This is a genomic window from Pseudomonas sp. Marseille-Q8238 (assembly GCF_965111915.1).
Genome location: NZ_CBCOPI010000001.1, coordinates 2,096,068 through 2,114,040, shown reverse-complemented (window position 1 = coordinate 2,114,040; position 17,973 = coordinate 2,096,068). Strand labels below are relative to the sequence as shown.

The window sequence follows — 17,973 nt, the reverse complement described above, 5'->3', positions numbered from 1 at the left end:
ATGAGTGAGCAAGACGACAACAAGCCCCTGACATTCCTCGAAATGCTGCACAGCGTGTTGGCGGCGGCCATTGGAGTGCAAAGCGGGAAGCGCCGTGAACGTGATTTCAGTCGCGGCAAACCCAGTCACTTCATCATCCTGGGCATACTGTTCACCGCACTCTTCGTGCTGGTGATCTTCTCCATCGTTAAACTGGTGCTGCATTTCGCCGGAGTCTGACGTCAGCGCAGCAGGGCCTCGATAGAGAAGTCGTAGCGCTTCATATCCGGTTTCCCTACTGCGCTGAAACTACGGAAATCCAGCCCAGTGCTCGAACCGCGCAGATTGCGCATCAGATGCAAGGCATCGGACTTGCTGAGCAAGCGGAACAGCCTTGCAGTCTGGTCCTTCCCGCCCCGCTCAGCGAAATCCAGACCGGCCTCGTAGTCATTAAGCATTACCAGAGCGCAGCCGCCCAGGATGAAATGCCCGGCAGCCAGTACATCGATACGTCCATCGACATGTTGCCTGAGCGCCTTTTCGGAGTTGTTCAGCGCGCTATAGCGTAATTGCCGCCCCTGCTCCCGGGCAGCCTGCTGGACGCCAAAGGTCATCTCGTCATTCGCAGACCAGACAAGGCTGACCTTCGGGTAGCGTGGTAGCAGTGACTTGGCCTGCTCGTATGCACGCCTCTCCGACCACTCCCCGTATACCACCTGGCGTAAGCGCACATAGGGATGCTCCCCCAGCGCGCGCTGCATGCCGAGTTCACGCAAGGTCGAAGATGGTGTCTGCTTGGCACCGGAAAACGCCAGCATCTCGGCAATCCCACCTGGCGAATGGGAAATCAGCGCCTGAGCCATCAGGTAGCCGGCCTCTTCGTCATTGGGTACCAGGCTACCGATCCAGTTGCTGTAGCGCTGACGCGTAGTGCCGACAATTGCCTGCTGCTCAGTTGTCAGGGTGCTGTGCACGGAAAACAGCTTGATATCGCTGCCCGAGAATATGCGCAGGATCTCCGGACCGCTGTATTGCTCGTTCACGAACAGCACATAGTCCGGCTTCTGTGCCGACGCCATCACCTCGCGCGCCTGCTGCAGCGTGGTATGCACATCACGCTCCCCGTAAAGCACCTGCAACTGCATGCCCAGGTCCTGGGCAGCTTTCTCCATGAAGGATGCATAGACGGTCCAGAACGCTTCGTCGGCATGGCCAGGGTTGAGAAACACCACAGAAGCGGCACGCGCCGGTAGGCACACCAGCAGCGCCAGGTAGAAGAGGAAAAAAATTCGCAGGAAAATCATCGGCGCACAATCAAAAAACGTGCGCCGTAGTATACAAGCCACTCCATAGCCATATGCCACCACCGGTCCGGCAGGTGTTAAAACCGCGCGATCAGCTCGCGACTACGGGTCTATTGGTGGCTAACCCAGAACACGGCCGTTGCTACGGCCAGCATGATCAGGGCAAAAATGGCCCAGGCATCGACCACGCTATCGTTGTTGTCCGACTCGGAATGTTCGCTCATGGTGTCCCCTCTTTATTGTGATTATGGGTACTCGCGCTTCCAGTTAAGACCAGCCCTGCCCAGCGCTCAAGTCCAAGCGAATATTTGCGCCTTTCTTAGTACCTAAAGTTCACTCCTTATGCTTAAACATCACTTTTGCGCATAAGTCTTAACTGGTATCTTGCCCGGCTCCGCTAGGAGTGCGCAGCCGTGTGCGCAAATTAGTCGCCAGCACAGCTGCCCGATGAAGCAGTGGCCTGAACCACAGGATATATATGTACGTATACGACGAGTACGATCAACGGATCGTCGAGGACCGCGTCAAGCAGTTCCGCGATCAGACCCGCCGCTACCTGGCTGGCGAACTCTCCGGTGAGGAATTCCGCCCACTGCGCCTGCAGAACGGCCTGTATATCCAGCGTTATGCGCCGATGCTGCGCGTAGCCGTTCCTTATGGCCTGCTGTCGTCCAAGCAGGTACGCATGCTGGCCAAGATCGCGCGTGACTACGACAAGGGCTACGCCCACATCAGCACGCGCCAGAACGTTCAGTTCAACTGGCCAGAGCTGGAAGACGTACCAGAAATTCTCGCCGAGCTGGCCACCGTGCAGATGCACGCCATCCAGACCAGCGGCAACTGCATCCGCAACACCACTAGCGACCAATTCGCTGGCGTGGCCAAGGACGAGTTGATCGATCCTCGCCCGTGGTGCGAAATCATCCGCCAGTGGTCGACCTTCCACCCCGAGTTCTCGCACCTGCCACGCAAGTTCAAGATCGCCGTCAATGGCGCCGTGAGCGACCGTGCCGCCATTGAAGTGCACGATATCGGCCTGGAAGCGGTGCACAACGCCGCGGGTGAACTGGGCTTCCGCGTCTCCGTGGGCGGCGGTTTGGGCCGTACTCCGATCGTTGGCAGCTTCATCAACGAATTCCTGCCCTGGCATCACCTGCTGAGCTACCTCGACGCCATCCTGCGGGTGTACAACCGCTATGGCCGTCGCGATAACAAGTACAAGGCGCGCATCAAGATCCTGGTCAAGGCACTGACGCCGGAAGTGTTCGCCGAGCGCGTAGAGGCAGAATGGGCACACCTGAAAGATGGCCCGACCACCCTGACCGAAGCTGAAGTGCAGCGCGTCTCCAAGCACTTCGTCGAACCCGCCTACCTGGCCCTGGACGATCAGGACGCAGCCCTGGCACAGCTCGACACCGAGCACGCGGGCTTCGCTCGCTGGCGCCAGCGCAATACCTTCGCCCACAAGAAGCCCGGCTACGTTGCCGTGACCCTGTCGCTCAAACCTACCGGGGTAGCGCCAGGCGACGTCACTGACAAACAACTGGATGCCATCGCCGATCTGGCCGATCGCTACAGCTTCGGTGAAATACGCAACAGCCATAACCAGAACATCATCCTTGCCGACGTCGAGCAGTCCAAGCTGTTCACCCTGTGGGGCGAGCTGCGTGAACAAGGTTTCGCTACGCCGAACGTAGGTCTGCTCACCGACATCATCTGCTGCCCGGGCGGCGACTACTGCTCGCTGGCCAACGCCAAGTCGATTCCGATTGCCGAAGCCATCCAGCGTCGCTTCAGCGACCTCGACTACCTGTTCGACATTGGCGAGATCGACCTGAACATTTCCGGCTGCATGAACGCCTGTGGTCACCACCACGTCGGCCATATCGGCATTCTTGGCGTGGACAAGAAAGGCCAGGAGTTCTACCAGGTCTCCCTGGGCGGTCACGCCGGACGCGAGGCCAGCCTGGCACAGATACTCGGCCCATCCTTCGCCGAAGCAGACATGGCAGACGTGATCGACAAGATCATCAAGGTCTACGTCGAGCAACGTAATGAAGAAGAGAGCTTTATCGATACCTACCGCCGCGTTGGCATCGACCCGTTCAAGGAGCGCGTATATGCAGCGAATCATTAAGAACGGCCAGGTCATCGATGAATCCTGGCACCTGTTGCCCAAGGAAACGACCCTCGACGACCTGTCCAACTGCGACGACCTGATCGTGCCACTGGCCCTCTGGGTCGAGCACGGCCATGCCCTGAAGGCCCGTGATGGCGGTCTCGGCGTATGGCTGGATGCAGGCGAGGAAATCGAAGAAATCGCCGATCAACTGGATAACTTCAAGGTCATCGCGCTGAACTTCCCGGCATTCACTGACGGCCGCCACTCCTCCACCGCTTACCTGCTGCGCCAGCGCTATGGGTATACCGGTGAAGTACGCGCCATCGGCGACATCCTGCGCGACCAGTTGTTCGCCCTGAAACGCTGCGGCTTCGACGCCTTCGCCCTACGCGAAGACAAGGATCCGTACGATGCCATCAAGGCTTTCGAGGACTACTCCGAGGTCTACCAGGCATCCAGCGACCAGACGCTACCGCTATTCCGTCGGCGCGCATGACGTCTGACGCTGCATAAAAAAGCCCCGCACTGCGGGGCTTTTTTATCGCTGCCTTACCCTATCGAGCCCGCACGCTGTCCCAAGCCACTTGTGCCAACAGGTCACGGCAATCAGCCAACGGGGTCTGGGTGCGTCCGGCCAACCAGTTACGCGCAAAATCATGGCTCGGCCCGATAACCACCGAAGCGAAGCAATCTGCCGGCATGACGCAGAGCTGGCCCAGCTCCCGATAGTCGGCAAGCGCAGCGAAAATCCGTTGGTAGTGCACACGATTGGCCTCTCGCAGTTGCTCACCCAACTCACTGGCCTCGACCCGGCCACGACTGTGCAGGACGAAGCGCGCCCAATCGGGGTTGGCCACCACCCAGTCGACATAGCTGGTCACCAGCAGCTTGACGCAGTCTTCGGCACTGCGAACGCTGGCGAAGCCCTGCTCGAGCAGGGCCGCATACTCACCCGTGCCCGCCAGATAGAGCGCCGCGATGATGCGCTCCTTGTTGCCGAAGTGATGGTACAGACTACCGATACTGGCCCCTGAACGGTCACGGATCATCTCGATCGTGGTGGCATCCACACCCGACTCGGTGAAACAGGCCAAGGCAGCCTGAAGTATTTCGTCTTTACGGGAAGAGCGCGCCATGAAACCTCTTTCATACAAACTAGAATATTTTTCTAGAATTAATTTCCAATAGTCTTATACTGCCTCGGCGCGCGCTTCCCTTCAATGCTTTGCCATTTCAGGAGCACCCCATGAGTCAGATGATGCAGATGTATCAGCAAGCGGGCCCAGCCCAGTTCAGCGCCATGATCGGCCAGGTCGCCCCCTACTTCGCCAGCATCACCCCGCAATTTGTCGAACTGCGCCCCAGCTATGCCGAGGTCACCTTTCCCAAGCGCCGCGAGGTGCTCAACCATATCGGCACCGTACACGCCATTGCCCTGTGTAACGCCGCCGAACTCGCTGCCGGGACCATGACCGATGTCTCGATCCCGGAGGGCTGCCGCTGGATTCCACGCGGCATGACGGTGGAATACCTGGCCAAAGCCACGGGTGACGTCCGCGCCGTGGCGGATGGCAGCGCTATCGACTGGAGTCAACTGGGCAATGTGGTCGTACCGGTGACAGCCTATGTCGATGACAAGCCGGTATTCCGTGCCGATATCACCATGTATGTCAGTCAGGCCTGACCGCCAGACAGGCAAAGGCCCGGCATGACCGGGCCTTTGCCTTGCAAATGGCATCAGCCGAGATTGACCAATACCCGGCCGACTTGCTTACCTTGCAGGATCTGCTGAATTTCCTGTGGCAGCGCATCCAGCCCGACTTCGCGAGCCAGGCCCTCCAGGCCGCCCAACTTCCACTGGACGGACAGCCTGTCCCACATCGAAGCCTTGACCACCAGCGGCAACTCCACCGAGTCCACCCCCAGTAGATTGGCACCCCGCAGGATGAAAGGCATGACATTGGCCTTGAAGCCGACACCAGCGGTCAGGCCGCAGCACGCCACACTAGCGCCATAGCGCAATGACTTGACCACATTGAACAGGATGTCGCCGCCCACCGTATCCACGGCACCGGCCCAGCGCTCCTTGAGCATCGGCTTGTCGACGCCTTCCTGCAACTCACTGCGTGGCACGATCTGCTGAGCCCCGAGCTGTCGCAGAAACTCGCCCTGCTCGACCTTGCCGCTGGAGGCAGCCACGCTATAACCGAGGCGTGCCAGCAAAGCCACGGCTACGCTGCCGACTCCACCCGTAGCACCAGTCACCAACACCGGGCCGGCATCAGGCGTCAGTCCGGCCTGCTCCAGCTTGTCTACGCACAGTGCCGCAGTGAGCCCGGCAGTACCGAGCAGCATGGCCTCACGCAGGCTCAACCCGACCGGACGCTTGATGACCCAGGCCGCAGGTACGCGAATGTACTGACCAAAGCCGCCCGCGGTATTCATGCCGAGGTCGTAACCCGTGACGATCACTTCATCGCCCACCGCAAACTCGGGCACGCGAGACTCGGCCACCACGCCGGCAGCGTCGATGCCCGGTGTATGTGGATAGCTCCGCGTTACCCCACGGTTGCCACTGGCAGACAGCGCATCCTTGTAGTTGAGCGACGAATACTGCACGCGGATCAACACATCACCGACGGGAAGTTCTGCCGTATCACGCGTCACGACACGCGGAAGAAACTCACCATTCTCCTCGCTGACCAACAGTGCCTTGAACTGAGTCATGCCGCTTCCCCTTACCAGAAACGTTGTTGGTTGAGCCGGTTCCACCAGTTCAGCAGAACACGATCGAGTGCCACACTCGCCGCCAGGCCGAATCGCTCGGGCAGGCTTTTCTTCTCGGCATAGTGCAATTGGAAAAGATCGGCTTCGCGGGCGCGCTCAGCGAGGTATTCATCGCTGGTCTTGAGCTCGTCGACCAGCAGCTTCCCTTGCGCGGCCAACCCCAGCCAGACTTCGCCGGTAGCGATTTCATCTATCTCCAGTTGCGGCCGGTAGCGTGCCACAAAATCCTTGAACAGCTCATGAGTGATCTCCAGATCCTCCTGGAACTTCTCCCGGCCCTTCTCGGTGTTCTCGCCAAACACGGTCAACGTCCGCTTGTACTCGCCGGCGGTGAGTACCTCAAAGTCGATGTCATGCTTTTTCAGCAGGCGATGCACGTTAGGCAACTGCGCCACTACGCCAATGGAGCCGAGAATGGCAAAAGGAGCCGAGAGGATACGATTGCCGATGCAGGCCATCATGTAACCACCACTAGCCGCGACCTTGTCCACGCAGACCGTCAGCGGAACACCCGCCTGACGGATACGCGCCAGCTGCGACGCTGCCAGGCCGTAGCCATGAACCATGCCGCCACCGCTTTCCAGGCGCAGCACCACTTCATCCTCAGCGGTAGCCAGAGTCAGCAACGCGGTCACTTCATGGCGCAGGTTGTCGGTGGCAGACGCCTTGATATCCCCGTCGAAATCGAGCACGAAAACCCGCGACCGACTTTCGCCGGCCTTCTTCTCTGCCTTGGCCGTTTTTGCCTCGAGCTTGCGCCGTGCCTTCAACTGCGCCTTGTCCAGCAGTGAATGTTCGAGGCGCTCGCGCAAGGCCTTGTAGAAATCGTTAAGCTTGTTGACTTCGAGATGACCGCTGCCCTTGCTACGGCCTTTGCTGCGCAGCGCGGCGATAGCGGCCAGCACCACGATCAAGGCAATCACCAGGGTTACCGTCCGGAGCAGAAACTCCGCATAATCCACCAGAAACTCCACAGCACCTCCTCATATACCCCGTTGCAGAGCCGCCGCCAGCAGACGCTCCAAATCGCCCAAGCATACCGAGGCGACTGGTCAGCGACCAGCTATGCGCAACCACAGGACATTGCCGCGAACGAATTCAAACAAGCGTATGTTTTTTCGTTGACAGCGAACCGGCTCTGCCCATAACCTCGCGAAACTTCAACCTGCCGGGATCAACTGCGCACGTGGGCAGCATCTATCTGATTCGACATGGCCAAGCTTCGTTTGGCGCCGATGATTACGACGTACTTTCTCCCACCGGCATCCGCCAGGCGGAAGTCCTCGGCGACCATCTGGCAACGCTGGGCGTTACCTTTGATCGCTGCCTCAGCGGCACCCTTCGTCGTCAACAGCATACCGCTACTTCTGCTCTGCAGCGCTGTGTCGCCGCCGGACTGCCAGCCCCCGAGTTGGAAACCGATGCCGGCTTCAATGAATTCGACGCCGAGGCTGTGATTCGCGGCCTGCTGCCCGCCATGCTCACCGACGAGCCCGACGCCCTGCACATCATGCGTAACCCCAAAGAGAACCGCGCCGCATTTCAGCACGTGTTCTCACGCATCATTCAGCGCTGGGTCACCGGCGCATACGACCAGCCCGGCCATGAAACCTGGCAAGGCTTCGTCGCTGGCGTTCAAGCCGGCCTGGAGCGCATCCTCGAGCAAGCCGACAACCGTCAGAAGATTGCCGTGTTCACCTCCGGCGGCACTATTACCGCCGTATTGCATCTACTGACGGGCGTACCCGCTGCCAAGGCTTTTGAACTCAACTGGCAAATCGTCAACACTTCGCTCAGTCGCCTGCAGTTCCGCGACCGCGAAGTGACCCTGGCTTCCTTCAACAGCCGTGTGCATCTGGAGCTGTTGAAGGCGCCGGAACTCATCACCTATCGCTGAGAACCGGCCCACTGCGGTCCGCAAGGATCGCCAGAAACCCTCGATAAAAAGGACATAACCATGAGCTCCGTTGCTGACATCGTGAAAACCATGCAATCCAAGTTCAACGCCAGCGCTGCTGCCGGCCTGGACCTGGTGTTTCAGTTCAACATCGAAGACGGTGAAAACTACGCGCTGATCGTCAAGGACGGTACTTGTGACGTTCAGCAAGGCGACAACCCCAACGCCAACGTCACCCTGATCATGGACAGCGAAACCCTCAAAGGCATCGCCACTGGCGAAACCGACGGCATGCAAGCCTTCATGGGCGGCAAACTGCGCGCCGAAGGCGACATGATGCTGGCCATGAAACTGGCCGAACTGTTCCCGGTCTGATTCAAGCATCTGCGCTGTATCGCAGTACCAGAAACCGGAGTCTTGAGACTCCGGTTTTTTTTGCTCTATTGTCTCGCTCACAAAGCGATCAAGGCCTTTGATCGCATAGCAACACCCACATCTATAACGGTGTACCGAGCTTGTCGGCGCTCCGCAGCAACATTAGATTAGCCAATAATTGGTGCCACCTATCATAAGCAGAAGGGATAAGCATGACGCTTACTGACCAGTCCACCGGAATTCGTGATGGTGAAGAACTCGATGCCAACATCATCGATCCATACCTCAAGGCACATATCCCTGGCCTGACCGGTGAACCGCGTATCAGCCAGTTCCCTGGTGGCGCCTCGAACCTCACCTATCTGCTGGAATACCCGAATCAGGAATTCGTGCTGCGCCGTCCGCCGTTCGGGCACAAGGCAAAATCCGCCCATGACATGGGCCGCGAATACCGCATTCTCAACCAGCTCAACAGCGGCTTCCCCTATTGCCCGAAGGCGTACGTGCACTGCACCGATGAGTCGGTGATCGGGGCCGAGTTCTATGTCATGGAACGGGTCAAGGGCATCATCCTCCGTTCGGACATGCCAGCCGAACTGAACTTCAGCGCGGAACAGACCCAGGCGCTGTGCAAAAGCTTCATCGACAAGCTGGTCGACCTGCACAACGTCGACTATCAGGCCTGCGGCCTGGCTGATCTGGGCAAGCCGGAAGGCTATGTGCAACGCCAGATCAGTGGCTGGAGCGATCGCTACGAGAAAGCCCTGACCCCGGACGCTCCGACCTGGGAACCGGTCAAGGCCTGGCTCAAGGACAAGATGCCCGCCGACCACCACAAGTCGAGCATCGTGCATAACGACTACCGCTTCGATAACGTCATTCTTGATCCCAACAACCCGATGCAGATCATCGGCGTGCTGGACTGGGAGCTGACCACCATCGGCGATCCGCTGATGGACCTGGGCAACACCCTCGCCTACTGGATCGAAGCCTCCGACTCGGCGCCGATACAACTGATGCGCCGTCAGCCCAGCAACGCCCCCGGCATGCTGACCCGCCAGGAGTTCGTCGACTACTACGCCGAGCGCTCGGGCATTCAGATCGACAATTTCGACTTCTACTACACCTACGGCCTGTTCCGCCTGGCCGGCATCGTGCAGCAGATCTATTACCGCTTCTTCCACGGCCAGACCAAGGACAAACGCTTCGCGCAGTTCGTCATGATGAACAAACTGCTGGAGCAGATGAGTCTGCAGGTCATCGGCAAATCCACTCTGTAACCCGGCTCAGACAAGGTACTAGCAATGTCCAAGACCAACCTGTTCGACCTCGACGGCAAGATCGCTTTCGTTTCCGGCGCCAGCCGCGGTATCGGCGAAGCCATTGCCAAACTGCTGGCTCAGCAAGGTGCCCATGTAATCGTCTCGAGCCGCAAGATCGACGACTGCCAGAAAGTCGCCGACGCGATCATCGCCGACGGCGGCAAAGCGACTGCCATTGCCTGCCACATCGGCGAGATGGAGCAGATCAGCAATGTCTTCGCCTTCATTCGCGAGCAGTTCGGTCGCCTCGACATCCTGGTCAACAACGCTGCTACCAATCCGCAGTTCTGCAACGTCCTGGACACCGACCTCAGCGCCTTCCAGAAGACCGTCGATGTCAACATCCGTGGCTACTACTTCATGTCCATCGAAGGCGGCAAGCTGATGAAGGCTAACGGTGGTGGCAGCATCATCAACGTTGCGTCGATCAACGGCGTATCCCCAGGCGAATTCCAGGGTATCTACTCGGTAACCAAAGCTGCCGTAATCAGCATGACCAAGGTCTTCGCCAAGGAATGCGCGCAGTTCGGCATTCGCTGCAACGCCCTTCTGCCAGGCCTAACCGACACCAAGTTCGCCTCGGCACTGGTCAAGAACGACTCCATTCTCAATGTCGCCCTGCAGCGTATCCCGCTCAAGCGCGTTGCCGCCCCGAGCGAAATGGCTGGCACCGTGCTGTACCTCGCCAGCGATGCATCCAGCTACACCACTGGCGTGGCACTGAACGTGGACGGCGGCTTCCTCTCCTGAGCCCTTGCTCACTGAGGCCGCAACAAAAAAGGGACCTTCGGGTCCCTTTTTCATTTTGCTACTGCCAGTCCTTCAAGGCCTGGTCGGCGGCCTGGTTCATTGGCTGGGCCAACAACCCGGTTGGGCTGAGACTGATGCTGAACATCGCCCCATCGGCGATAGGCAAGTAGGTCACTCGCGCTGCCTCGGGATCGAACAGGAACAGGTCATGCTGCCCCAGGCGCAGCCAGCGCCACAAGTCGATGCCATAAGGGCTGTGCGCCAGGGTGACCTGGGCATGGCGTGCCGTTTCCTGCTGCTCGATGGCCAGAAAACGCCCGGAGAGCTTCTCCAGCCGATAACCCGGCTGCAGACCGATGAGCGAGGCCAGCCCTTTCCAGCGCAACAGACGGGCATCCAATTGCCACATATCGCCCTCCAGCAGCACCTCGCGCTCATCACCGCCCTCAAGCATGTTGACCCGATAACGCTGCGGCCCGTCCGCCGCAAAACTCAAGGTCAACAGCGGCTTGCCTTCAGGAAGCGGGTCATAGCTGAGCAGGTCATAGGCAATCACGCCAACCAACCCGGCAGCCGCCAGAAAAGCCAGCCCGCACGTGCCACGCAACCAGCCGAGAAACCAGCTGCGTGACAGCAGGATACGCGCCGCGATAAACAAGGCCAGCAATGCCAGGAGGCCAACGAACCAGGCGAGGCCGTCATACTGCATGGGTGTCATTCCTTATCCATGAAATTGCCGGCATTATGCGCAGCAGCCAGGTGAACCAGCCAGCCGCAACCCGGCACAATTGAATCCACGTCGAGTTTTTTATGTCGTTTCCATTCGAACTTGGCGTCGAGCCCATCACGTTGCTCGTCCTGGCCATAGTCGCCTTCACTGCTGGTTTCATTGATGCTATCGCCGGTGGTGGCGGTCTGCTGACCATCCCCGCCCTGCTAACTGCTGGACTACCACCGCACCTGGTGCTGGGCACCAACAAACTCTGTGCAACCTTCGGTTCGGCGACCGCTGGCTATACCTTCTTTCGGCGCAAGCTATTTGCACCGCGCCAATGGCGCAATGCCCTGATCGCCACCGCTATTGGCTCCGCTCTGGGTGCTGTCATTGCCCACTGGCTGCCAGCGGCCTGGCTGAACCAGATGTTACCGGTGGTGGTATTCAGCTGTGGTCTTTACATGCTGTTCGGCCGCATGCCGGAAGCCCCCTCCCTGGCGGATGCGCCAATCGCGCAAGGTCGCCAGTGGCCACAAGGCCTTGGTCTGGGCTTTTATGACGGCATCGCCGGGCCGGGTACTGGCGCGTTCTGGACAGTCAGCACCCTGCTGCTCTACCCACTGGATCTGCTGCGGGCCAGCGGCGTAGCACGCTGCATGAACTTCGTCAGCAACGCCATGGCCCTGAGCATCTTCATCATTACCGGGCAGGTTGCCTGGCTGTTGGGCATCTGCATGGGTATCGCACTGATGGCAGGAGCGTTTCTCGGGGCACGCACCGCCATCAGCGGCGGCTCCAGGTTCATCCGTCCGGTCTTCATCCTGGTGGTCCTGGCGTTGACGGTGCGCTTAGCCTGGCAGCACTGGTTCGGGCAAGCCTAGACGACGCGCCACATAGAGGTCGATCAGATAGCGCGCGATCGAGCGGCCCATCGGCAATGGTGGTAACTGCTCGATATGGAACCAGCCAGCGTCTTCGATTTCATCGGGCTGCGGGACGATTTCACCGCCCGCATATTCTGCGTGGAAACCAAGCATCAGCGAGTGCGGAAACGGCCAGCTCTGGCTACCGAGGTATTGCAGGTTACGCACCTCGACACCCACTTCTTCGCGTACCTCGCGCGCCACGCAATCCTCGGCTGACTCTCCCGGCTCGACGAACCCGGCCAGCGTGCTGTACATGCCTTGAACAAAGCGTGGCGAGCGCGCCAGCAGGATTTCATCGCCACGGGTGACCAGTACGATCATGCTGGGGGAAATACGCGCATAGCTGTCCAGGCCACACTCCGGGCAGCGCAGGCAACGCTCTCCCGCTACCTGCTGGTTGCGTGTACCACAACGCCCACAGAAGCGATGCTGGCTGAACCAAGTGCCCACCTGCTCGGCCAGCGACAACATGCGAAAGGTCGGATGATCGACCTGCATCATGAACTGACGCAGCCCCTGCCAATGGCAACCTTCCAGCTCCGCCGGTTGGCTCAGTTCGAGCAACCAGACCGGTTCGCCGTCGAAGCAGCCCAGGCCATGCTCGGCCACCACAGGCAACTCCTGGCGCTTGAGCCATTCACGGGGAAACAGCACGCCATTGGCGTCGACGAGAAAGCCCTGCTGGCTGCGCGCCAGCGCCCAACCACCAACGGTTCGATTATCCTGAGGGGGGGTCGTTTGCCAACCTTGCATCATCAAGCAGCCACCGGTAAGCCCAATGCACGCACGCTTTCTTCGGCAAGATCGAGCACGCTGGGCTGAGTTTCGGCGCGCAGGACGGCGCCACCTTCCAGGAAATATTCCAGGCTGCTAAGCGCATCAGCCAGGGTTTCCAGCATTTGTTCAGACGGCATCTGCCGGGCCTCGATCATCTGCAACTGGATGTAATCACCACATGCACCAATCAAGCGTGCCGCACGCTCTTGACCGAGGAACCACAAGCCACCGCGTACCGCCTGCAAACTGAACGGCACATTCGCCAGGTGCAGCTTCTCGCCGTCTGACTCCAGGTACGCCGTAATCGCCCGCTTGGCCAAGGCCAACCCCGCCTGGGCTTCATCGACCACGACAATACGCGCCTCGGCCAATTGATGAATGGCAAAAGCTTCACCTTCCTGTCCCGCCTGCACTGCAGTCGTTCGTGGCTCACGACGCTCGCCACGCTCCAGGCTGGCTACCATGCTTTCCACATACAGCACGGCTTCAGCCAGTTTGTGCAGGTCACTCGCCTGCGCCGGAGTTTCCTCACTCCAGCCTCCCACCACAGGAAGCTGCAGGTGCAGCACATTGGCTGCCGAAATCAATCCGACCATCCCCAATGTCTTGGCCAGCTTGCCCAGCAGGACATGCAGGTTTGCCAGGCTGTCAGGCTGCGCGGTGCCGCGCTCGATGAGATCGAGCAGATCCTTGACGCTGGCCAGCTCTTCGCGAATGGCCGACGACAATGAGCGCATCACGCCTTGACCAGGCCCCGAAAGGCGCTGGTATTCCTCATCCAGAAGGTGATCGGTGAAAGGCAGCGGGTTCAGGCCAAACACCTCACGCACGGCATTCGCCTGGTCGCCATTACTATCAGCCAAGGCCACCAGGTACAGCAATTCCTTGAGCAGGTTGCGGGGTGCCTCGTAAGCCGAATTCCCCAGTGCCTGGCGCAACTCGCGATCCAGGCGCGAGAACAGCTGCTTGCGTGCCTTGCGCGGCAACAGCTGGCCATCGAGCTGAGCCTCTACGGCCGCAGCACCCACCCAGCACAGGCGTGCCCGGGCCTCTTCAGTGAACAGGTTGTCCAGGCGCGCCAGCGCACGCAGCATCAACTTCAGGCCAGCCTGGGGATTGTCCTCACGAATGAAGCCCAGCAACCCCACCTGATACATCTGACGCAGCCTGCGGGTATCTGCCACACGCGGCTCATCGCCTGTCGCGATGCGTTCTGGACGCTGCTGGTCCAGGCGCACACTGAAGAAGAAACTCTCGGGAAGTGGTGGCTGACCGCCTGCCTGACGCAGGTCATTGATTGCCGGCAGCAGCAGTTCAGGCATTTCCTGGCGATTGGCGTCGACGTTTTCCAAGTAACGGCGCAGCACATAAAGCGCATTGCTCAGCGCCGACAACTGGACGTCCCGCTCCTCGCCGGCACTAACCGGGATATCGGTGGCCTGTTGCAGAACTTCCTGAGCCAACAGCTCGGCCCCCGTCAGCTCGATCAGATTGAGGGTGCCGCGTATCTGGTGCAGGTTCTCCACAGCCTGTTGCAACAGGCTACCGTTATGCCGCTCGGCAATGAAATGCTCGAGGCTCTGCTCGGTTTCTTCCATGGTGGTGAACAACTCGTCACGCACCAGGCTCAGGGATGTCGCTCCAGTGACCATGGGCCTACTGCACCTCTCTAGGTGAATACCGCATCAATCGGCAAATTCTGCTTTCTGCTTGCTCATGTGCGCGGCAATGGCCACACGCAAATCAGCAGACTGCAACATGGCGGCATTCCAGTTCGCCACGTAATCCAGGCCGTCATCGACCCGGTGATCACGCATGTAACGGATCATGTGCTTGGTGCCGCGAACGGCAATCGGGGACTTGTCGGCGATCTCGCGGGCAATGCCGAACACGCCGTCCAGCAGGGATACCTGATCGTCGAAGGTTCTGTTGACCAGCGCAATTCGCTGCGCCTCGGCACCATCGATGGTCCGACCGGTATAGGCCAGTTCGCGCATCATGCCGTCGCCTATGATGCGTGGCAGGCGCTGCAGGGTACCGACATCGGCAGCCATGCCCATGTCGATTTCCTTGATCGAGAATTGTGCATCGACAGTCGAATAGCGCATGTCGCAGGCGGAGATCAGGTCTATGGCGCCACCCAGGCAGTAACCCTGGATCGCCGCCAGTACTGGCTTGCGGCAGTTGTCGACGGCATTGAAGGAGGCTTGCAGTTGCAGAATCTTGCGGCGCAGGGCATCGGCATTACGACCGACGTCATTGCCAAGACGGCTACCGGCCTGGGCCAGCAGTTGCAGATCGATACCCGAGGAAAAGTGCTTTCCAGCACCGGACAACACCACGACACGGACAGTGTCGTTGTCATCGATCCAATTGAAGATATCGATAATTTCGGTCCAGAAGTCCGCGTTCATCGCGTTGATCTTTTCTGGGCGGTTGATTTGCACGTGGGCAATCTTGTCGCTCAGTTCGACGCGAAAGGCTTTGTAGTCGGACACGGCGATCATCCTCGAAGGCAGCGCAATTGGGGTCTATATAGACACTATTGTTATGGCTTTAGCCGCCCAACTATAACAAGCGTGACATAAAAGTCGATGCTGGCCACCGTGACGCGAAGCACGCATCACAGTTAAGTCGGATTCTGGCTATTACCGTTAACCAGTTGATCTTTTTATAAGTGGTGTTCGAGACAGCTCGCCAGGTACGCGCCGCGCAGCGGCGCACAAGCCCTCAGACCTTGAGGCAATCCGCCGTGTACTGCCCGCCTTCCTTCTGTAATCCATGGACATCGGCATCGAAGCCAGGAAAGCGCTCATCGAAGGCACGCGCGAACAGCAAGTAGTCGATAATGGAGCGTGTTGCAGCGGTAAAGCGCTCTCCTGGCATGATCAGCGGGATACCTGGCGGATATGGCACCAGCATCACCGCGGCAATGCGCCCTTCGAGTTGTTCGACAGGCACCGCCTCGACGTCGCCCCGAACCAATTGGTCATAGGCTTCAGAGGGTTTCAACGCCACCTCCGGCAATACCGTGTACATGCGCTTGAGCGCCTTGGCAGTGGCATTCTCGCGATAGCACCCATGCAGCTCGTCGCACAGATCGCGCAGGCCCATACCGGCGTAGCGCGCGGCATCCTCTCGCGCCACCGATGGCAGGGCCTGTCCAAGCGCCACGTTGGCGTCATAGTGGCGCTTGAACTCCAGCAGCTCGGTGAGCAACGTGCTCCACTTGCCCTTGGTAATACCCATGGAGAACAACACCAGGAAGGAGTACAGCCCGGTTTTCTCCACCACCAGACCACGTTCCCAGAGGAACTTGCTGACCACCGCCGCAGGAATTCCGGTATCAGCCAGCGTGCCATCTGCACTGAGCCCCGGCATGACCAGCGTTACCTTGATCGGGTCGAGCAGCACATAGTCCTCGGCGACCTCGCCGAAACCATGCCAGTCGGCGTTGGGCTGCAACAGCCAGTCGCCGGTACTCTGTACGCCCTCTTCGCCTTCGGCCTGCGGCGGCTGCCAGATACTGAACCACCAGTCGTTAGGCGCCAGGTTCTGTCGCAGATTGGCCAGTGCACGGCGAAAGCTCAGGGCTTCATCGAAGGTCTCCTGGATCAGTGAGCGGCCGGCCGGGCCTTCCATCATCGCCGACGCCACATCGAGCGAAGCGATGATGCCGTACTGCGGCGAGGTGGAGATGTGCATCATGAAGGCTTCGTTGAAGCGATCGCGATCCAGCTGGCGCTGGCCGCCGTCCTGCACATGGATCATCGAGGCCTGGCTGAAGGCCGCCAGCAACTTGTGCGTTGAATGGGTGGTGAACACCAGCGGGTTCTTCTCGCCCTGCCGGGTGCCCATGCCATAACGCCCGGCATAGAACTCGTGAAACGCAGCATAGGCGTACCAGGCCTCATCGAAGTGCAACACCTCCACCGAGTCGCCCAGCGTCTGCTTGATCAGCTCGGCGTTATAGCAGAGCCCGTCATAGGTGGAGTTGGTGACCACCGCCAGCTTCACCTTCGGTGCGCGGCCTCGCGCAAGGGGGCTGGCATCGATTTTGGCCTGGATCGATTCGCGGCTGAACTCGCTCAGCGGAATAGGCCCGATGATGCCCAGCTCATTGCGCTCCGGGCACAAATACAGCGGGATCGCGCCGGTCATGATGATCGAGTGCAGGATCGACTTATGGCAGTTGCGATCCACCAGCACCAGATCGTCGCGCGCGACCATCGAATGCCAGACGATCTTGTTCGCCGTCGAGGTGCCATTGATCACGAAGAAGGTATGGTCAGCGCCGAAGTTACGCGCGGCTCGCGCCTCGGCCTCGGCCAACGGGCCGGTATGGTCGAGCAGCGAACCGAGCTCGGGTACCGAGACCGACAGGTCGGAGCGCAGCGTGTTCTCGCCGAAAAACTGGTGGAAAGCCTGTCCTACCGGGCTCTTGCGATAAGCGACACCGCCACCGTGCCCCGGCGTATGCCAGGAATAATTGGACTGCTCGGTGTGCTGCACCAAGGCCCGGAAGAATGGCGGCAACAGACCATCCAGGTAGCTGTGTGCGGCCCGCGCCACCTGCCGGGCAAGGAAGGACACGGTGTCTTCGTAAAGGTAGAGAATGCCGCGCAGATTATTGAGATCGGCCATGGCTTCGGCCGGCGCATTCTCGATGGTGACCTGCTCACCCAGGGCGAAGATCGGCAACTGCGGCGCACGAACGCGGGCAATACGGATCAACTCGACCATGTCCTGCAACAGCCGCTGGTTTTCTCCCGCCCCTTCGGCAGCCACCAGGATGCAGGCCAGCCCGTGGTGAGTAGAGGCCACAATGCGCCCCTCAGCCGAGGTTGCCGTGGACAGAATGGTGAAACCATCCTGGCTGAGCTCCTGGGCAATCGCCCGGACACGCTCGCCCGCCACCGTATCGGCCTTGATATCGCGGTGAACGATAAGGACAGGAAACTTCAGGTCTTTGTACATGCGTGTATTCCCGAGGGGCCGGCGCGGCCTATCCCCTCAGGG

Annotated in this window: 18 protein-coding genes; 9 read left to right on the top strand and 9 right to left on the bottom strand. The window is 59.6% G+C overall.

The window, feature by feature from the left end; genetic code table 11:
* Nucleotides 1-219, top strand: coding sequence for a DUF2970 domain-containing protein (locus tag ACWPW0_RS09830; RefSeq protein ID WP_454255216.1), 219 nt, complete (start codon nt 1-3; stop codon nt 217-219).
* Between the two features lie 2 nt (nt 220-221).
* On the opposite strand, the gene ACWPW0_RS09825 is transcribed toward ACWPW0_RS09830, so the two are convergent.
* Nucleotides 222-1,283 carry an ABC transporter substrate-binding protein gene (locus ACWPW0_RS09825; RefSeq protein ID WP_454255215.1) on the bottom strand — a complete coding sequence of 354 codons (1,062 nt, stop codon included), beginning with the start codon at nt 1,281-1,283 and terminating at the stop codon, nt 222-224.
* A 478-nt stretch (nt 1,284-1,761) separates the two neighbouring features.
* Here ACWPW0_RS09825 and ACWPW0_RS09820 point away from each other — a divergent pair, with 478 nt between their 5' ends.
* Nucleotides 1,762-3,420 (top strand): nitrite/sulfite reductase, encoded by a 1,659-nt coding sequence (locus tag ACWPW0_RS09820; protein WP_447591073.1) that lies wholly within the window; start codon nt 1,762-1,764, stop codon nt 3,418-3,420.
* Nucleotides 3,404-3,901 (top strand): DUF934 domain-containing protein, encoded by a 498-nt coding sequence (locus tag ACWPW0_RS09815; RefSeq protein ID WP_447591071.1) that lies wholly within the window; start codon nt 3,404-3,406, stop codon nt 3,899-3,901. Before ACWPW0_RS09820 ends, ACWPW0_RS09815 begins: the two co-directional genes overlap by 17 nt.
* A 58-nt stretch (nt 3,902-3,959) precedes the next feature.
* Here ACWPW0_RS09815 and ACWPW0_RS09810 read toward each other — a convergent pair whose 3' ends face one another.
* On the bottom strand, nt 3,960-4,541 hold the full coding sequence (locus ACWPW0_RS09810) for a TetR/AcrR family transcriptional regulator (protein ID WP_454255214.1): 582 nt from the start codon (nt 4,539-4,541) through the stop codon (nt 3,960-3,962).
* A 110-nt stretch (nt 4,542-4,651) separates the two neighbouring features.
* Here ACWPW0_RS09810 and ACWPW0_RS09805 point away from each other — a divergent pair, with 110 nt between their 5' ends.
* Nucleotides 4,652-5,089 carry a hotdog fold domain-containing protein gene (locus ACWPW0_RS09805; protein ID WP_447591052.1) on the top strand — a complete coding sequence of 146 codons (438 nt, stop codon included), beginning with the start codon at nt 4,652-4,654 and terminating at the stop codon, nt 5,087-5,089.
* Nucleotides 5,090-5,142: 53 nt separating this feature from the next.
* Here ACWPW0_RS09805 and ACWPW0_RS09800 read toward each other — a convergent pair whose 3' ends face one another.
* Together ACWPW0_RS09800 and sohB are read right to left on the bottom strand one after the other, a co-directional pair.
* Nucleotides 5,143-6,132 (bottom strand): YhdH/YhfP family quinone oxidoreductase, encoded by a 990-nt coding sequence (locus tag ACWPW0_RS09800; RefSeq protein ID WP_447591051.1) that lies wholly within the window; start codon nt 6,130-6,132, stop codon nt 5,143-5,145.
* Nucleotides 6,133-6,143: 11 nt separating this feature from the next.
* On the bottom strand, nt 6,144-7,166 hold the full coding sequence (gene sohB, locus ACWPW0_RS09795; protein WP_454255213.1) for a protease SohB: 1,023 nt from the start codon (nt 7,164-7,166) through the stop codon (nt 6,144-6,146).
* Between the two features lie 212 nt (nt 7,167-7,378).
* Here sohB and ACWPW0_RS09790 point away from each other — a divergent pair, with 212 nt between their 5' ends.
* The 4 genes from ACWPW0_RS09790 to ACWPW0_RS09775 all read left to right on the top strand — a co-directional run bounded on the left by ACWPW0_RS09790 (nt 7,379) and on the right by ACWPW0_RS09775 (nt 10,536).
* Complete coding sequence (locus ACWPW0_RS09790) at nt 7,379-8,089, top strand: histidine phosphatase family protein (RefSeq protein ID WP_454255212.1); 711 nt, start codon at nt 7,379-7,381, stop codon at nt 8,087-8,089.
* A 60-nt stretch (nt 8,090-8,149) separates the two neighbouring features.
* On the top strand, nt 8,150-8,464 hold the full coding sequence (locus ACWPW0_RS09785; RefSeq protein ID WP_447591048.1) for an SCP2 sterol-binding domain-containing protein: 315 nt from the start codon (nt 8,150-8,152) through the stop codon (nt 8,462-8,464).
* A 212-nt stretch (nt 8,465-8,676) separates the two neighbouring features.
* Nucleotides 8,677-9,744 carry a phosphotransferase family protein gene (locus tag ACWPW0_RS09780; protein ID WP_447591047.1) on the top strand — a complete coding sequence of 356 codons (1,068 nt, stop codon included), beginning with the start codon at nt 8,677-8,679 and terminating at the stop codon, nt 9,742-9,744.
* Nucleotides 9,745-9,768: 24 nt separating this feature from the next.
* Nucleotides 9,769-10,536 carry an SDR family oxidoreductase gene (locus ACWPW0_RS09775; protein WP_447591046.1) on the top strand — a complete coding sequence of 256 codons (768 nt, stop codon included), beginning with the start codon at nt 9,769-9,771 and terminating at the stop codon, nt 10,534-10,536.
* A gap of 58 nt (nt 10,537-10,594) precedes the next feature.
* Here the strand turns inward: ACWPW0_RS09775 and ACWPW0_RS09770 are convergent, their stop codons facing one another.
* Nucleotides 10,595-11,245: a hypothetical protein gene (locus ACWPW0_RS09770; protein ID WP_447591045.1), complete on the bottom strand. Its 651-nt coding sequence runs from the start codon at nt 11,243-11,245 to the stop codon at nt 10,595-10,597.
* Between the two features lie 101 nt (nt 11,246-11,346).
* Here ACWPW0_RS09770 and ACWPW0_RS09765 point away from each other — a divergent pair, with 101 nt between their 5' ends.
* Complete coding sequence (locus ACWPW0_RS09765) at nt 11,347-12,132, top strand: TSUP family transporter (RefSeq protein ID WP_454255211.1); 786 nt, start codon at nt 11,347-11,349, stop codon at nt 12,130-12,132.
* Here the strand turns inward: ACWPW0_RS09765 and nudC are convergent.
* The 4 genes from nudC to ACWPW0_RS09745 all read right to left on the bottom strand — a co-directional run bounded on the left by nudC (nt 12,100) and on the right by ACWPW0_RS09745 (nt 17,931).
* The gene (gene nudC / locus ACWPW0_RS09760) at nt 12,100-12,933 is read right to left on the bottom strand and encodes an NAD(+) diphosphatase (RefSeq protein WP_454255210.1); all 834 of its coding nucleotides are present in this window, start codon (nt 12,931-12,933) and stop codon (nt 12,100-12,102) included. The genes ACWPW0_RS09765 and nudC overlap by 33 nt on opposite strands.
* A complete protein-coding gene (locus tag ACWPW0_RS09755) occupies nt 12,933-14,606 on the bottom strand; it encodes a ferrous iron transporter B (RefSeq protein WP_454255209.1) in 1,674 nt (557 codons plus the stop codon). Before ACWPW0_RS09755 ends, nudC begins: the two co-directional genes overlap by 1 nt.
* A gap of 33 nt (nt 14,607-14,639) precedes the next feature.
* The gene (locus ACWPW0_RS09750) at nt 14,640-15,452 is read right to left on the bottom strand and encodes a crotonase/enoyl-CoA hydratase family protein (protein WP_454255208.1); all 813 of its coding nucleotides are present in this window, start codon (nt 15,450-15,452) and stop codon (nt 14,640-14,642) included.
* 232 nt (nt 15,453-15,684) lie between these two features.
* Nucleotides 15,685-17,931 (bottom strand): Orn/Lys/Arg family decarboxylase, encoded by a 2,247-nt coding sequence (locus tag ACWPW0_RS09745; RefSeq protein WP_447591040.1) that lies wholly within the window; start codon nt 17,929-17,931, stop codon nt 15,685-15,687.
* Between the last annotated feature and the right edge of the window lie 42 nt (nt 17,932-17,973).

Bases quoted from the DNA above. Each gene is read 5' to 3' on its own strand.
- ACWPW0_RS09820 (WP_447591073.1), top strand. From the start codon at position 1,762: ATGTACGTATACGACGAGTACGATCAACGGATCGTCGAGGACCGCGTC.
- ACWPW0_RS09815 (WP_447591071.1), top strand. From the start codon at position 3,404: ATGCAGCGAATCATTAAGAACGGCCAGGTCATCGATGAATCCTGGCAC.
- ACWPW0_RS09780 (WP_447591047.1), top strand. From the start codon at position 8,677: ATGACGCTTACTGACCAGTCCACCGGAATTCGTGATGGTGAAGAACTC.
- ACWPW0_RS09830 (WP_454255216.1), top strand. From the start codon at position 1: ATGAGTGAGCAAGACGACAACAAGCCCCTGACATTCCTCGAAATGCTG.
- ACWPW0_RS09755 (WP_454255209.1), bottom strand. From the start codon at position 14,606: ATGGTCACTGGAGCGACATCCCTGAGCCTGGTGCGTGACGAGTTGTTC.
- ACWPW0_RS09775 (WP_447591046.1), top strand. From the start codon at position 9,769: ATGTCCAAGACCAACCTGTTCGACCTCGACGGCAAGATCGCTTTCGTT.
- ACWPW0_RS09745 (WP_447591040.1), bottom strand. From the start codon at position 17,931: ATGTACAAAGACCTGAAGTTTCCTGTCCTTATCGTTCACCGCGATATC.
- ACWPW0_RS09805 (WP_447591052.1), top strand. From the start codon at position 4,652: ATGAGTCAGATGATGCAGATGTATCAGCAAGCGGGCCCAGCCCAGTTC.
- ACWPW0_RS09810 (WP_454255214.1), bottom strand. From the start codon at position 4,541: ATGGCGCGCTCTTCCCGTAAAGACGAAATACTTCAGGCTGCCTTGGCC.
- ACWPW0_RS09800 (WP_447591051.1), bottom strand. From the start codon at position 6,132: ATGACTCAGTTCAAGGCACTGTTGGTCAGCGAGGAGAATGGTGAGTTT.
- ACWPW0_RS09825 (WP_454255215.1), bottom strand. From the start codon at position 1,283: ATGATTTTCCTGCGAATTTTTTTCCTCTTCTACCTGGCGCTGCTGGTG.
- nudC (WP_454255210.1), bottom strand. From the start codon at position 12,933: ATGATGCAAGGTTGGCAAACGACCCCCCCTCAGGATAATCGAACCGTT.
- ACWPW0_RS09765 (WP_454255211.1), top strand. From the start codon at position 11,347: ATGTCGTTTCCATTCGAACTTGGCGTCGAGCCCATCACGTTGCTCGTC.
- ACWPW0_RS09770 (WP_447591045.1), bottom strand. From the start codon at position 11,245: ATGCAGTATGACGGCCTCGCCTGGTTCGTTGGCCTCCTGGCATTGCTG.
- ACWPW0_RS09785 (WP_447591048.1), top strand. From the start codon at position 8,150: ATGAGCTCCGTTGCTGACATCGTGAAAACCATGCAATCCAAGTTCAAC.